Origin of the sequence: Thalassospira marina (genome assembly GCF_002844375.1) — a bacterium.
Classification (GTDB): Bacteria; Pseudomonadota; Alphaproteobacteria; order Rhodospirillales; family Thalassospiraceae; genus Thalassospira; species Thalassospira marina.
In genome coordinates this window covers 2,910,680-2,924,780 of sequence record NZ_CP024199.1, presented here as the reverse complement: position 1 = coordinate 2,924,780, position 14,101 = coordinate 2,910,680, and the positions used below count along the sequence as shown (strand labels likewise).

14 protein-coding genes are annotated in these 14,101 nt (G+C 56.4%); 9 read left to right on the top strand and 5 right to left on the bottom strand.

Annotated elements, in window-relative coordinates:
• Positions 1-81: 81 nt before the first annotated feature.
• The 5 genes from CSC3H3_RS13315 to CSC3H3_RS13295 all read left to right on the top strand — a co-directional run bounded on the left by CSC3H3_RS13315 (position 82) and on the right by CSC3H3_RS13295 (position 4,919).
• The gene (locus tag CSC3H3_RS13315) at positions 82-516 is read left to right on the top strand and encodes a MarR family winged helix-turn-helix transcriptional regulator (RefSeq protein WP_101268226.1); all 435 of its coding nucleotides are present in this window, start codon (positions 82-84) and stop codon (positions 514-516) included.
• A 34-nt stretch (positions 517-550) separates the two neighbouring features.
• Positions 551-1,822, top strand: a complete 1,272-nt coding sequence (gene fabF / locus CSC3H3_RS13310; RefSeq protein ID WP_215907501.1) for a beta-ketoacyl-ACP synthase II — start codon at positions 551-553, stop codon at positions 1,820-1,822.
• Between the two features lie 221 nt (positions 1,823-2,043).
• Entirely contained in the window at positions 2,044-2,505 is a 462-nt protein-coding gene (locus CSC3H3_RS13305) for a MarR family winged helix-turn-helix transcriptional regulator (protein ID WP_101285136.1), read from the top strand.
• Between the two features lie 484 nt (positions 2,506-2,989).
• Positions 2,990-3,559 (top strand): isochorismatase family protein, encoded by a 570-nt coding sequence (locus CSC3H3_RS13300; RefSeq protein WP_101285135.1) that lies wholly within the window; start codon positions 2,990-2,992, stop codon positions 3,557-3,559.
• A gap of 70 nt (positions 3,560-3,629) precedes the next feature.
• Positions 3,630-4,919, top strand: a complete 1,290-nt coding sequence (locus CSC3H3_RS13295; RefSeq protein ID WP_245881119.1) for an MFS transporter — start codon at positions 3,630-3,632, stop codon at positions 4,917-4,919.
• A gap of 79 nt (positions 4,920-4,998) precedes the next feature.
• On the opposite strand, the gene map is transcribed toward CSC3H3_RS13295, so the two are convergent.
• Entirely contained in the window at positions 4,999-5,805 is an 807-nt protein-coding gene (gene map / locus CSC3H3_RS13290) for a type I methionyl aminopeptidase (protein WP_101268218.1), read from the bottom strand.
• A 237-nt stretch (positions 5,806-6,042) separates the two neighbouring features.
• Positions 6,043-6,765, bottom strand: a complete 723-nt coding sequence (gene sfsA / locus CSC3H3_RS13285) for a DNA/RNA nuclease SfsA (RefSeq protein WP_101285134.1) — start codon at positions 6,763-6,765, stop codon at positions 6,043-6,045.
• Positions 6,766-6,891: 126 nt separating this feature from the next.
• Between sfsA and CSC3H3_RS13280 the strand changes: the two genes are divergently transcribed.
• A complete protein-coding gene (locus CSC3H3_RS13280; protein WP_101286233.1) occupies positions 6,892-7,110 on the top strand; it encodes a DUF6500 family protein in 219 nt (72 codons plus the stop codon).
• Positions 7,111-7,129: 19 nt separating this feature from the next.
• Here CSC3H3_RS13280 and CSC3H3_RS13275 read toward each other — a convergent pair whose 3' ends face one another.
• The 3 genes from CSC3H3_RS13275 to CSC3H3_RS13265 form a co-directional block, all read right to left on the bottom strand.
• Positions 7,130-8,044 (bottom strand): methyltransferase domain-containing protein, encoded by a 915-nt coding sequence (locus CSC3H3_RS13275; protein WP_101285133.1) that lies wholly within the window; start codon positions 8,042-8,044, stop codon positions 7,130-7,132.
• Positions 8,045-8,237: 193 nt separating this feature from the next.
• Positions 8,238-10,610, bottom strand: a complete 2,373-nt coding sequence (locus tag CSC3H3_RS13270) for a 2Fe-2S iron-sulfur cluster-binding protein (protein ID WP_172963425.1) — start codon at positions 10,608-10,610, stop codon at positions 8,238-8,240.
• 324 nt (positions 10,611-10,934) lie between these two features.
• Positions 10,935-11,552, bottom strand: coding sequence for a glutathione S-transferase family protein (locus CSC3H3_RS13265; protein ID WP_101268210.1), 618 nt, complete (start codon positions 11,550-11,552; stop codon positions 10,935-10,937).
• Positions 11,553-11,762: 210 nt separating this feature from the next.
• Here CSC3H3_RS13265 and CSC3H3_RS13260 point away from each other — a divergent pair, with 210 nt between their 5' ends.
• The 3 genes from CSC3H3_RS13260 to grxC all read left to right on the top strand — a co-directional run bounded on the left by CSC3H3_RS13260 (position 11,763) and on the right by grxC (position 14,022).
• A complete protein-coding gene (locus CSC3H3_RS13260; RefSeq protein WP_101285131.1) occupies positions 11,763-12,668 on the top strand; it encodes a LysR family transcriptional regulator in 906 nt (301 codons plus the stop codon).
• Between the two features lie 82 nt (positions 12,669-12,750).
• Complete coding sequence (locus CSC3H3_RS13255; protein ID WP_245881118.1) at positions 12,751-13,683, top strand: ComFC family protein; 933 nt, start codon at positions 12,751-12,753, stop codon at positions 13,681-13,683.
• Positions 13,684-13,764: 81 nt separating this feature from the next.
• Positions 13,765-14,022, top strand: coding sequence for a glutaredoxin 3 (grxC, locus tag CSC3H3_RS13250; protein WP_101268206.1), 258 nt, complete (start codon positions 13,765-13,767; stop codon positions 14,020-14,022).
• The last annotated feature ends 79 nt before the right edge of the window (positions 14,023-14,101 follow it).

Genomic DNA, 14,101 nt, shown 5'->3' with positions numbered 1-14,101 from the left:
GGCAGCAGCATTTGCCGGGGTGGAAAGCTGCAAAATGTGATTCCATTTGACTTGTGCATATGCACAGGGTAATCACCAGACATGACTATAACATTGCCCGATGCCCTGATTGATGAATGTTTGGTGTTAAAAAGCCGCAGGGCGGCGCGTGCCGTTACGCGCCGCTATAACCTGTTGCTGAAACCCCATGGTCTGCAATCAACGCAGGCATCGCTTCTGTTTTGCATTTGTTGGGGCGGGTTTCAGTCCATCAGCAGCCTTGCGCGTTTGATGGATCTTGAACGCAGTGCTTTGACCCGCAACCTTGCGGTTTTACAGCGTCACGGGTTGATTGCCCCGGACCAGACCGGGCAGGGACGCACACAGGTTTTTTCACTGACATCGCAGGGCGAAGAAAAAGTGCAGCAGATATTGCCGGTCTGGCAGCAGGCCCAAAAGGAAATTCTGGGCGAACTGGGTGCCGAAGACTGGCAGGACGTGCAAAAGGCCCTGTCGCTGATTGCGACAATCGGCTGAGGGTTTTGATTAACATGTTTTATGTGAAGAGGGTATGATGACACAGCGGATCGTGGTGACGGGTATGGGCCTTGTCACGCCACTGGGGTGCGGGCTTGATGCTGTGTGGCAGCGGCTTGTGGCCGGTAAATCTGGCGTTGTAAGCAATGACCGGTTTGACAGCAGCAACCTTGCAACAAAGTTTGCTGCCCTGGTGCCCAGCCAGGAACAGGACCCTGCCGGTCTTAACGAAGATGATGTCGTTTCCAAAAAGGATCGCAAAAAGGTTGACCTGTTTACGATCTATGCCCTTGCGGCTGCCCAGCAGGCATTGACGCAGGCAGGCTGGCTGGATCTGGACCAGGATGCGAAAGACCGCACCGGTACGGTTATTGGCACCGGCATTGGCGGGTTGCCTGTTATTACCCATGCGGAATCGGTTTTGAACGAACGTGGCCCATCGCGCATTTCGCCCTTTGTGGTGCCGTCCTTTCTGGCAAATATGGCGTCTGGCAATGTTTCCATCCGTTATGGTTTTCGCGGGCCGATTGGCGCGCCGGTAACCGCCTGTGCGGCGGGTTTGCAGGCGATTGGCGATGGTGTACGCATGATTCGTTCGGGCGAGGCCGACGTGGTGCTGGCTGGTGGTACCGAAGGCTGCGTTGATCCTTTGTCGATCAGTGGCTTTTCTGCTGCCCGCGCGCTTTCAACCCGCAATGATGCCCCAGCCGAAGCTTCCCGCCCGTTTGATCGCGACCGGGACGGGTTCGTTATGGGTGAAGGTGCCGGTTTGATGGTGGTTGAATCCCTTGATCACGCCTTGGCGCGTGGGGCGGTGCCGCTGGTGGAAATTACCGGCTATGGCACCAGTGCGGATGCCTATCACCTGACCGCCGGGCCGGAAGATGGATCAGGCTGTGCGCTGGCGGTTCAGGCTGCATTGCGCATGGCAAAGCTGGCGCCGTCGGAAATTGGTTATGTCAATGCGCATGCCACATCGACCCCGGTGGGTGATCAGGCCGAAGTGGCCGGTTTGCGTCGTGTGTTTGGTGATCATTTGCCGCAAATCCCGGTTTCTTCCACCAAATCGGCGATTGGCCATTTGCTGGGGGCTGCTGGCGGGGTCGAGGCGATTTTTACCGCCCTTGCCATTCGCGAAGGCATGCTGCCGCCAACCATCAATTTGCATCAGGTTGATGAAGGCATGGAAGACCTGGATTTTGTGCCCAATATGGGCCGCAAGGCCGATGTCAAACACGCGCTTTGCAACGGGTTTGGCTTTGGTGGTGTAAATGCCTCGCTTCTGCTAAGTGCCTATGAAGGCTAGGTGCTGATCGCTTGGCGATGTTTCAAGGGGCCAGTCGGGCATATGCCGGGCTGGCCCTTTTTTATTGGCTGTATCGGGTGTTTGAATTCACCTGCCATTCTTCTTTTTGAATGCTTTCAAGATAGTTTTGCGGCTGGCTTGACAATCCTGTGGCTTTGGCTATTTTCATCAATATAGGAAGGTAAACTTCGTAGATTGCCTTTGTATCTGAAAGCATCACCATGACCGAAAAACCGGAAAATACGGCGTCGTCGCCAGCGGCTCTTGCGCTTGCAACGGACCTGCATGCCCTGATCGGGCGGTTGCGCCGTAAATTGCGCCGGCAGGCCCATATGGGCGATCTGAACTGGACGCAAAAATCGGTGTTGCGCCATCTTGATCGCAACGGGTCGGCCACGGTGACGGGCCTGGCCCGTGCCGAAGGGGTGCGGACCCAATCGATGGGCGCGCAGGTGATGTCGCTGATCAAGGCTGGTCTGGTGCAGGGTGCGCCACACCCGAATGATGGCCGCAAAACCCTGCTGTCATTAACGCCATCCTGCAAGGAATGGCTGCGCGCCAGCCGCGCCCTTCGCGAAGACTGGCTTTATCATTCGATTTTGGACAATTTCACAGAAAAGGAGCAACAAACCCTGGCAGATGCCACGGCACTTTTGCAGCGGATTGTCGATGTAACGGATTAACATGCCATCATATTTTGGCGTTGGCCGAAAGTACGCGCATATTTTGCCCCTTACCACGCCACACGACACCACACTGCCCGCACAATTGCCGTGAATGACACTGCCATATTATCACCAGTCTGATCGGTAAAACCTGTCTGGCTTTGCTACCCCGGTTTCAAGCCCGCCCGTCATTGGCCGAATAACGAGGCTTAAACCGGTTCTGCCCCTTTCTTCTGCCTGTTTCTTCTGGCCCTGTCGCCAGCCCCGATGCCCGTGCCTTTGATTTGTTTTTCCTTTATGCGCCATTCCGTGGGGATGGTTCGCCTGTTGCTGCCTGCGCCCAAATTGCCTGCCCGTTTGTGCTGCCTGACGCCCTTGCTGCTACGATTGTTGTAGCACCGCCAATGCGCACCGGGTGGAACGACACTGCCACACGAAAATTCAATAAGACCGCGAAGATCCGTCATCCCCGATGACACCCAACCAAAAAGGATTGCGCCCCATGCCTGTTACCGTCCTTGACCCCAAAACCGCCCTGATCGTGATTGATTTGCAACAGGGTATTCTGGCTTATCCGCTGGTCCATTCTGCCGATGATGTCCTGGAAAAATCCGTGGCGCTGGCAAATGCATTTCGGGCGCGCAACCTGCCGGTGGTTTTGGTCAATGTTGCGGGTGGGGCACCGGGGCGAAATGAACAGCCCCCGCGCGCCAGCAGCTTTCCGCCAGGATGGGCCGATCTGGCACCGGCAATTGATACCGGCAGGCATGACCATAAGGTGACCAAGAAAACCTGGGGGGCCTTTACGGGCACCGACCTTAACGAATATTTGGCCGGGCAGGGGGTGACGCAGGTGGTGTTGTGCGGCATTGCAACCAGCATTGGTGTGGAATCAACCGCGCGCCAGGCCCATGAACTGGGCTTTAACGTGACCATCGCGACCGATGCCATGACCGATATGAACGCAGATGCCCATGTTAACAGCGTGACACGCATTTTCCCGCGCCTTGGCGAAACCGGCACCGTGGACGAGATTTTGGCCTGCCTGGAACAGGATGGGGGCCGCAAATGACATTACCGGAAAAATGGTCCCGGAAGTTCCGGGCCAATCATTACTCCGCCCGATTATGGGGGGACGTATAATGAAAAATCCGATGAAGGGAACGTTCCGCTCGCTTGCGGTTTATAATTATCGGCTTTGGGCAGCGGGGTCGCTGGTATCGAATACCGGTACATGGATGCAGCGCACCGCCCAGGACTGGATTGTTCTGACCGAACTGACCGATCATAATTCAACCGCCGTTGGCATTGTGATGGGGCTGCAATTTGGCCCGCAGCTTTTGATGCTGCCATTTACCGGCTTTGCTGCTGATTATTTTGACCGTCGCAAACTGGTGATGGTGACCCAGTTTTTAATGGGGCTGCTGGGGCTGGGCCTTGGTCTGCTTACCGTGACCGGCCTTGTCGAACTTTGGCATGTCTATGTGTTCGCATTTTTGCTGGGGTGCGTTGCTGCCTTTGATGCCCCGGCACGGCAAACCTTTGTCTCCGACCTTGTGCCCGAACATCACCTGTCCAATGCAATTGCGCTTAATTCCACATCGTTTAATGCCGCGCGCATGATCGGCCCTGCCGTGGCGGGTGTGCTGATTGCCGTGGTGGGAACGGGGTGGGTGTTTTTGCTTAATGCTGCATCCTTTGCCGGTGTGCTGACATCACTTTCGCTGATCCGCAAGCAGGACCTTAATGTGACCCGCCGTCCGCTGCGCGGGCGGGGCAACCTGGTGAGCGGGTTTCGTTATGTCGCGGGTCGGCCGGACCTTGTCGTGATCATGCTGATGCTGCTTTTGATCGGCACTTTTGGCCTGAACTTTCCCATTTTCATTTCGACAATGGCGGTTACGGTCTTTCATTCCGGTGCGGGTGAATATGGCATGTTGTCATCATTGATGGCGGTGGGAACAGTCATGGGGGCGCTGTTTTCAGCCCAGCGGGCAACACCGCAAATCGGCCTGTTATTTTATGGGGCGCTGGTATTTGGCCTGGGCTGCATTGTAGCGGCTGTCATGCCATCCTATGCCCTGTTTGGCGCGTCACTGGTGATTATCGGCATTGCCGCACTGACATTCATGAGTTCAAGCAACGGCCTGATCCAGCTTTCGACTGACCCGATGATGCGTGGCCGTGTCATGGCCATTCGCATGGCGATTGCCATGGGCGGAACGCCGATTGGTGCACCCATTGTTGGCTGGGTGGCGGACCATTACGGGCCGCGCTGGGCGCTGGGTGTTGCGGCCCTGTCCGGGTTGGCCGCCGCACTGGTGGCACTGGTTTACCTGTTTAAATATCGCGAAATGCGTATTCGCCGCGTCGATGGGCGATTGCGTATTCTGGTAAACGAGGCACCCAAGGTTACCCTTGCGGCGGAGTGACCCTGCTACACACAGGATGCGAAAAAGGGCAGGCCGATAAAACAGCCTGCCCTTTTTGATTGGGAAATCGCGCGCCGTATTATTCGGCAGCGTCGCTGATTTCATAAGGCGGCTTTTCCAGACCGGCGGGTGAGCCGGTGAAGATTTCATAGCCGTCTTCGGTGACACCGAGCGAATGTTCAAACTGTGCCGAAAGCTTGCGGTCGCGGGTGACCGCGGTCCAGCCATCGGACAGGACTTTGCATTCATAGGTGCCCTGGTTGATCATGGGTTCGATGGTAAAGATCATGCCCGGTTCCAGAACCATGCCCTGGCCCGGTTTGCCGTAATGCAGGATATTGGGCGCATCATGAAAAACCTGGCCCAGCCCGTGGCCGCAGAAATCACGCACAACCGAAAACCGTTCGGATTCCGCATAGGACTGAATGGCATGGCCGATATCGCCCAGTGTTGCACCCGGCTTGACGGCGCGAATGCCGCGCCACAATGCCTCGTAGGTGACATCAACAAGGCGCTGCGCCATGACCTTGGGCGTGCCGGCAATATACATGCGGCTTGTATCGCCATACCAGCCATCCAGAATGACGGTAACATCGATATTCATGATGTCGCCATTTTGCAGTTTTTTATCGCCGGGAATGCCGTGGCAAACGACATGGTTGATCGATGTGCAGGTCGATTTCGGAAAACCGCGATAGCCAAGGCAGGCCGAAATCGCACCATGATCGCGAATATACTGGTCGCAAAGATCATCAAGCTTGCCGGTGGTCACACCCGGAACGACATAGGGGGTAATGAAGTCGAGAACTTCCGCAGCCAGCCGACCGGCGGCGCGCATACCTTCAAAGGCTTCGGGGCCGTGAATTTTAACTTTTCCGTTTGCCAACCGAATTCTCCTTGTGTTGGCGGTCCTTATGGGGGCAACCCATTTTCATCAATTTGTTTTGCAGCCTAATGAAATAATCGTTGTCCGCCCAAGAAGCAAGGATTGGCCTGCATGGCAGGGCTGCGAAGGGGGTAATATGCCGCTATATCTCCCATCATGCTTTGTTCTGGGTCATATCCTGTGATTTTTGGCAATCCCGGCACTGTTTTGATGCAGCAGCACGGTTTGGCGGGCAAATCAGGCGGTGGGAACGGGCAAAATCGGGCGTTTTTCGTTGACGGTGACGCTGCTGGTATCAATCGCGCAATCATAGGCGATGGCTTCCACGCCATTTTGGGTGGCGCTGGCAAAGCGTGCGGCATAATGCGGGTCAATGTCGGATGCCAGGGTGAAACTTGCGCAATCGGTGCGCTGGATAAGATAAAACATCACCGCGCGGTGGCCCTGGGCGACCATTTCGGCCATTTCATCAAGGTGTTTTGCCCCGCGTTTGGTTACTGCATCGGGAAATTCGGCAAGGCCGGGCACGGCATCATCGCGTTTAAGATGCACATTTTTTACCTCGACATAACACAGGCCCTTTTGCGGGTCGGACAGCAAAATGTCGATGCGCGAATTCTGGCCGTATTTGACCTCGCGTTTCAGGGTTTCATAGCCTGCCAGTTCCGGGATTTTCCCGGCCAGAATGGCTTCTTCGACAATGGCGTTGGGGTGGGCGGTGTTAATGCCGACCATCGCATCACCGACCTTGCATAATTCCCAACTGTGTTTGAGTTTGCGTTTGGGATTATCCGATGTCGAAAGCCAAACCGATATCCCCGCATCCTTAAGCCCGGTCATGGCGCCCGGGTTGGCGCAATGCGCGGTAACGATTTCGCCGTTATCAAGTTCGATATCGGCCAGAAAACGTTTGTATCGAATGATCAGTTTGCCGTGGATAAGCGGGCTGGGCAGTTGCATGATCGGCCTTTCGGTAATCTGTCCTGACAGGGGCTGTCATTATTGGGCGCGGTAGGGACTGCCAATTTCACGGCATTTGCGCCATACATCAAGCCCCTGATGACCCCAAAAAATCAAAGGGTTGAAATGCGCGACAGCCTTCGCCGGAAAATTATGGAAGTGTGCGACCGTAAAATCGCACAGAAAGGCCCCGATGTTGGCCTGTCCTTTTATGCGTTTTTCGCCAATCGCAATGACGACCCCGGCCTTTTGATGGAAGCGGCCAGTTGGTGGATAAAAACCCACCAACTTGATCATTTTGAAAAGGCCGTCAAAATCCGCGATATGGTGGAACGCGGGCATTAAACATTAAGGGCAAAGAGCCTTAATTGGCGGGTTTGGGTTTGTCGGGTACATCACCGAGAAAATCCACCAGGCTGACCTGGCCGGTCCCGCGACGCAGCGGTTTGGGCTGGCTTTCATCCGGCGCCCAGGCCGTCAGGTAAACCACCTGGAAGGTGGCATTGATGCGGCCATCGGGGCGGGCGTGGCGTTCGTGGTAGATGGCGGCTGCGCGCGCCAGAGTTGATGCCTTGGTAAACTTTTTGCTGCGTTTTAAAATCAGGTTGCTTTCGCCCATGCCTGAAAGGTCACGCATCAGTTTCAGGGCGTCGGGGTAATCCACCGTGATTTCATCAATATCGACAACGGGCAGGGCAAAGCCGCTGCGCTGAAGCAGGGCACCGGCATCGCGCACATCGATAAAGGGTGAAACGCGGGGCGAAACGCCACCTTCTTCTTCGGCCTCGGCGGTCATCAGGGCGTCGCGCAAATCCTTTAAGGTTTCGCCGCCCAGCATGGAAGCCAGAAAGAACCCGTCGGGTTTTAGGGCCTGTCGTGCCTGTATCAGCATGCCGGGCAAATCATTCACCCAGTGCAGTGACAGGTTCGACAAAATCAGATCCAGCGACCCATGCGCAAAGGGCAAAAATTCCTCGTCCGCGACCAGGGTTGGCCGGTTGGGCGATCTGGTTTTGGCATTGCGGGCATATTTATATGAAATGTCGGACTGAAACAGCGTTTCAATGCCGCCGCGCGTGCCCAGAATTTGCCCCAGCTCACCACTATGACAGCCAAGATCAAGGGCAACAGGAAAACTGCGGGTGGTATCATCAAGCCGGTCCGCCAGCCGTTCGGCGGTTTCAGCAAACAGAAAATTATAGTCCTGTGACCGTGTTGCAGCGCGGTCGCGGCGCAGCTTTAATAGACGGCGATCAAACACCGTGATCGGATCGCTCATTGCGGGCTCCGTTATGCGGGAATTGCCATGTTGGCCCCTTAAATAGACCGGCCTGCCTATTGGTGCAATGATCATCCCGCCATGCCTGCTGTGTCAGTTCGCCCTGCCACCTTTTGGGGCGGCAGGGCGGTGGCGATAGGTTGTTCAAATATGTACCAATGGTGATCCAAAAATGAATAACCGTGATCCTGGCTTAGATATCGAGGATCAGCGGTGTGCGGGCGTCATCCTTCCCGCCTGTTTCCGCACTTTTGCCATTTCCTTCATCTTCATCCGGTGTGGCCGGGCGGGCGCAGCATAACAGGGCCGTTCCGGGTTCCGGCGATGCGGTAGGGCGGGTGTCATAGGCGACTTTGCCCTGCAACACCTTGACTTGGCAGGTGCCGCAACTGCCATTACGGCATCCGTAATCCGGGGTCAGGCCGTTTTCTTCGGCCAGTTCCAGCAGGGTTGGGGCGGTATTGGGTGTCCAGTTGGCGGTTTTGTCGCTTTGGGCAAATTGCACAGCAACGGGTTGGGTCGCAATTTTTGCCGTTAACTGTTCGTTATTTGCATCCGTTGGCCTGCTGGCATAGGGGGTGCGTTGCAGGCTGGCGGGGCCAAAGGCCTCGGCATGGATGCGGTGATCGGCGATGTTTTTGCTGCGCAGGCCATCATACATAGCCTGCATGAAGGCGGGGGGACCGCACAGGTAAAAATCAAAATCATCAAAGGGCAGGGCCGCGCGCAGCAGGTCCATATCGATGAAACCGGTGGCTTCGTAATCTTCCAGCGGTACGGCATTTTCGGTGCTGCCCAGGACACGGATGACTTTGAACAACCCGTTGGATGCCTGTTTTAACGCAGCCAGTTCCTGGTCAAAGGCACGGTCGGCCTTGTTGCGGGCAGCATAAAATAGCCAGCAGGGGCGAATGCGCCGGGTGCGCCGACCTTCATACAGCATATGGCGTAACATCGCGATCATGGGGGTAATGCCAATGCCACCCGCCATCATCACCATCGGGCGGTCGGACGTGGTATCGGGCACAAACTGGCCCTGTGGGGCGCGGGTTTCAATGATATCCCCAAGCTGGATATGGTCATGCAGGTATTTGGAAACGCCGTTTTGTTTGGCAACACTGATGCGATACATCCGGTCCTGCGGGCCAGATGACAGGGTATAGGTGCGAATGGCCTTTTCACCATTTGGCAGGGTTACACGCAAAGGCAGATATTGCCCGGCAATAGATGGGATCAGCCCGGTATCGTTTGTTGCATCGGTCGGGTGCGCGTTTTCGGTGTTTTTGGTGTTTTCGGCCTTTGCGTGGGCATCCGTTTTCGGGCGTGGGGGCGCGAAATAGAAGGAGCGCACACTTTCGCTTTCATCAGTGATGCGCACAACTTCAAGCCTGCGCCATTCGCGGGCGAGTTTGGCGGCATTGGCGCGCGCGGCGGCATCCTGCCAGGTGCCAGTCAGCAGGCTATTGGGGGATTGGCCGCTATCGCGGTTGCGCCAGCGCAGGGCAATGGCGTTTTCACGGCGAATGACGCGGGTGGGGTAAAACCGCCACAACCGTTCTGCGCCCTGAAAATAACGGGTTTCGGTGCTGTCGATCAAAAGTTCGGCTTTGCCGGTAAGCTGCAATAAGGTGCCGGTGGCAAAATCAACAAAAACCAGCCCGGCCCGGCCGCTCATCAGGATATTGCCCAGTGTGTTGAAAAACAGATTGCCGGCAAAATCAGGAATGGTCAGCCCGCCATCATCATCGATCCTTACAAAACCGGGTTGCCCGCCGCGGTGGGAGACATCGACTTCGCGGCGAGTGGCTGTATTTGACCCGGCCGTATTTGTTGCATGCTGGGTTGCCTGTGCTTGCAGGCCATCGGGGGCATGCTGGTTACTGCCGGGAAAGGCTGCCACAGGTTTGGGGGCGTGCGTATCCGCATCTGTTGCAAGCGGGCGGTCGGCATAGCTTGCAACAAAAAAGGTATCGGCGTTGGCGATTATGGCTGTGGCCGTATCGTCCAGCGTGGCGGTTTCGTGCCGATGGCCGGGGATGGCACCCTTGGGGGGCGTGTCATCGTCATTATTGCTGTTGGTATCGCTATCGATAAAATAATGATCACGCAGGCGGATATATTGTGGGCAATTGCCAAAGCTGTGATGCACGGCAATGTCAAAACCGCTGTCGCGGGCATTTTTGACAAAGCCATTCATGCGGTTGCGACGCCGGGTTTCAGGTTCGATCCCCAAAAGGCCGATTGGCGCATTATTGCCCATGCCCTGTTGTGCCGGGTCATCTGTGCTGGCGGGCAGGGCGACATGCAGTGTTTTATCATCGCTTGCATGCATGAAACCGGCGGGCTTGGCCCGCAGGGTTGCCCAGACATCGTTATTGGCATCAACACTGCCCAGCACGATAAACGGCAATTGGGCATAAAAGGTGCTGTGCTGTTCGATCAGATGATCGCGGATATTGCGGCTGCCAATACCTTCCATGCGGTCGGTAATTCCCAGGTGCTGATGAAGGGCGCGTTCGCCTTCATGCCAGGTTTGTGATGCGGGGGGGGGAATGACCTGTGACATGGGAATTACCTTTGCTGGCAGATAAACGGGCGCCGGATTGCCGGGCTTGATTGCCGGTATTGGCGGCGGGGATTGCGCATGCGGGGGGCACTGGGCGCGGGGCATTGCAGCCAGGCACAGCGATCAGGCAAAGCAATAGCGTGCGCCCGCTTATCTGCGTTCGTGAAACCGGCCTGCATGGCCGGTAAATGCGATGGATGAAAACAGGCAACAGGGCGGGGTGTGGCGTGCCATGTGAGGACACAATGGGAGGGATTGCGTCTTATGCCGCGCCGTCAGCCTCGGTCGTGTTGCCGGTTGTTTCGCCGGTTATGCCGCCCGGTATTACGCGCTGGCGCGAAGGCCGGCTGGTGTTTGCGTAAAGGGGACAAAACCCGGCAGGGCCTCGATCCGGCGCAGCCATTTATCGATATTGTGATAGCTGCTGATATCGACGTTACCTTCGGGTGCCTGGACGATATAGCTGTAAAGCGCGATGTCGGCGACGGTGGCGCGTTCGGTGACCAGCCAGTCCTTATTGGCCAGTTCAGCGTCCAGCAGGGTCAGAATAGCGTGGGCGCGGGCGATGACTTCGTCCGGGTTGAATTTTGCGCCAAATACCGTGACAAGGCGGGCGGCACAGGGACCATAGGCGATTTGCCCGGCGGCAACCGAAAGCCAGCGCTGGATATGGGCGGCATTGGTGGCGTCTTCGGGCAGCCATTCGGTTTTGCCAAGCTTTTTGGCGGCATACACCATGATGGCAACGGAATCAGAAACAATTACGCCATCATCATCAAGGACCGGCACCTGGCCAAACGGGTTTAACGCCAGAAATGGCGGTTTTTTATGTTCACCATTGGCAAGGTCCAGATTGATCAGTTCATGATCGGCACCAATCAGCGACAAAAACAGATGGGCGCGGTGGGCGTGGCCCGACAGGGCAAAATAATAAAGCTTCATGACGTTTCCCTTCTCATCCGGGTTTAATGCGGGTTGCTGATGACGGGATTATGATTGTTTCATGCTTTGGGGTTAAGATAGACTATATGGAATTTACTATTCCAGTTTTTGGAACAATGAAGCCTGCCAATATATGCGCCATTTTGCGGTGACAGGCCGGGTTGATGCAGGCGGGGCGTTGGGGAAGCGTGGGAGAAAAGGCAGGCTGGCATGGATCGTTTGCAGGCAATGAAGGTTTTTATCCGTGTTGCAGATTGCGGCAGTTTCGCGCAGGCCGGGCGCGATTTGCGCATGAGCCCGCCTGCCGTTACCCGCGCGGTTGCCTATTTGGAAGATGTAACCGGGGCACGGTTATTAACGCGGACAACACGCAGCGTTAAACTGACCGAGGCCGGCGAACGTTACGTGCGCGATTGCCGCCGTATCCTTGATGATCTGGCCGAGGCCGATGCCGCAGCGGGTGGGGCCTATGCCATCCCGACCGGGACTTTGACGATTACCGCCCCTGTTCTGTTTGGTAAAATGTATGTCATGCCGCTGGTGATGGCGTTTCTGGATGAAAACCCCGGCATGCGCGGGCAGGTATTGCTGCTGGACCGGGTGGTGAATGTGGTGGAAGAGGGCATCGACCTTGCTGTGCGTATCGGCCACCTTGCGGATTCCGGGTTAAGTGCGGTGAAGGTCGGGGCGGTGAAACGCCTGGTATGTGCCGCGCCATCCTATTTTGCCCGGCATGGCCGGCCGGAAAAACCGGCGGATTTGGCCGGGCATCGCATTATTGGCACCACCAACCCACCCACGACCCAGGAATGGCGGTTTGGGCGTAGCGAAAAAATATCGGTCGCCGTGCAGCCCACCCTTTTGACCAATGCCACCGATGCCGCCCTGCAAACCGCGATTGATGGCTGGGGGATCGTGCGGTTGTTATCCTATCAGGTCAGCCCGGCGATTGCGGCGGGCAGGCTTGAAACTGTCTTGACGGAATATGATGAAAACCCCGTGCCGATCCATCTGGTACACCCGGAAGGGCGGCGCGCTGCTGCCAAAGTGCGTGCCTTTATTGATTTTGCCACTGAAAGGCTGCGTGAAACACCCGCCGTGCGCGAATACGAATAATTGTGATGGCTGATGGCCCGTGCTTAACTGTTCGTGCAGGGATGTGCGAAATTTGGGGGCAGCTCGCAGCTTGGCGAACATCATGACAGGCAGTGTTGATATCAGCCGGTTGAAATGGCTTGGCAACGTGGCATGGCAGGCCGTTTTGCGGGGGCTTTTGCCTGCGCGCTGCGGGGGATGCGGGGCGATTGGTGATGTTCCCCATGCCCTGTGTGCCGATTGCTGGGCCGCGCTGCGGTTTGTGGCCCCGCCATTTTGTGCCTGTTGCGGTTACCCATTTGAATTGATGCCGCCCGAAATGCTGTCGCCCGATTACCATGAAGATGAAGACGTTGATGATGACGTTGGTAATGACGCGATTTTGGGGGCAGCGGGGCATTTGGCAGAGCGCCACGGGGCAGGCCGACCGGGACCGTCCGGCAATGTCCGACATGCAGGCCAAAAGGCAGGTGCGGATTACGGCAGGGGGGCATTATGCGGCCCGTGCCTGCGCCATATTCCCCCTTATGACCGCGCACGGGCTGCGCTGATTTATGATGATGGCAGCCGGGATTATGTTTTGCGCTACAAGCACGGGGATCGCACCGATTTGACCCCGCTTCTGGCGCGCTGGATGATGCAGGCCGGGCAGGATTACTGGCGGGATGCAAACCTGTTGGTGCCTGTGCCGTTACATCGCAGCCGATTGCTGATGCGCCGTTATAACCAGTCCGGCCTGTTGGCAGCGGCATTATCGCGCCAGACCGGCATTGAATTTGCACCAGACCTGATTACGCGCAAACGCAAAACCCGCAGCCTGGCAGGGCTGGGCCGGGCATCGCGCCAGCGTGAAGTGCAGGGGGCCTTTGCCGTTTCGGATCGGCGGGCAGTGAAATACCGCCTGGATGGGGCAAAGGTGGTGCTGGTGGATGATGTTTTAACCACCGGTGCCACGGCAGCAGCCTGCGCACGGGCGTTAAAACGGGCCGGAGCCATGCAGGTGGACCTGATCACAATTGCGCGGGTGGTACGCTGACGAATTCAAAATTATCTGCTATATAGCTTTTAACACATGGATATTCCGGGTCAGGAGCCCGAAATAAAAGGAATTGAAGACATGGCGAAAATCGAAGTTTACGCAACCGACTGGTGCCCCTATTGCAAGCGCGCCCGCAAGCTTCTGGATGAAAAGCACGCGGAATATGAAGTCATCGATGTGATGATGGAGCCGCGCCGCAAAAAAGAAATGATGGATCGCGCCGGTGGCCGTACCAGTGTTCCGCAGATTTTTATTGATGGCGAACATATTGGCGGCTGCGATGACCTGATGGCGTTAAATGCCAAGGGTGGGCTTGATCCGCTGATTTCGGCCTGATTGCAGGACGTAGCTGAAGGCGAGAAGAAGGGCGGTTTCGCATCGGGCGGGCCGCCCTTTTTGTTTTTTGGCTTTCACC

Excerpts from the sequence above, each read along its gene's own strand:
- CSC3H3_RS13315 (WP_101268226.1), top strand. The coding sequence starts at position 82 with ATGACTATAACATTGCCCGATGCCCTGATTGATGAATGTTTGGTGTTA.
- fabF (WP_215907501.1), top strand. The coding sequence starts at position 551 with ATGATGACACAGCGGATCGTGGTGACGGGTATGGGCCTTGTCACGCCA.
- CSC3H3_RS13305 (WP_101285136.1), top strand. The coding sequence starts at position 2,044 with ATGACCGAAAAACCGGAAAATACGGCGTCGTCGCCAGCGGCTCTTGCG.
- CSC3H3_RS13300 (WP_101285135.1), top strand. The coding sequence starts at position 2,990 with ATGCCTGTTACCGTCCTTGACCCCAAAACCGCCCTGATCGTGATTGAT.
- CSC3H3_RS13295 (WP_245881119.1), top strand. The coding sequence starts at position 3,630 with ATGAAAAATCCGATGAAGGGAACGTTCCGCTCGCTTGCGGTTTATAAT.
- sfsA (WP_101285134.1), bottom strand. The coding sequence starts at position 6,765 with ATGCAACTGCCCAGCCCGCTTATCCACGGCAAACTGATCATTCGATAC.
- CSC3H3_RS13280 (WP_101286233.1), top strand. The coding sequence starts at position 6,892 with ATGCGCGACAGCCTTCGCCGGAAAATTATGGAAGTGTGCGACCGTAAA.
- CSC3H3_RS13275 (WP_101285133.1), bottom strand. The coding sequence starts at position 8,044 with ATGAGCGATCCGATCACGGTGTTTGATCGCCGTCTATTAAAGCTGCGC.
- CSC3H3_RS13270 (WP_172963425.1), bottom strand. The coding sequence starts at position 10,610 with ATGTCACAGGTCATTCCCCCCCCCGCATCACAAACCTGGCATGAAGGC.
- CSC3H3_RS13265 (WP_101268210.1), bottom strand. The coding sequence starts at position 11,552 with ATGAAGCTTTATTATTTTGCCCTGTCGGGCCACGCCCACCGCGCCCAT.
- CSC3H3_RS13260 (WP_101285131.1), top strand. The coding sequence starts at position 11,763 with ATGGATCGTTTGCAGGCAATGAAGGTTTTTATCCGTGTTGCAGATTGC.
- CSC3H3_RS13255 (WP_245881118.1), top strand. The coding sequence starts at position 12,751 with ATGACAGGCAGTGTTGATATCAGCCGGTTGAAATGGCTTGGCAACGTG.
- grxC (WP_101268206.1), top strand. The coding sequence starts at position 13,765 with ATGGCGAAAATCGAAGTTTACGCAACCGACTGGTGCCCCTATTGCAAG.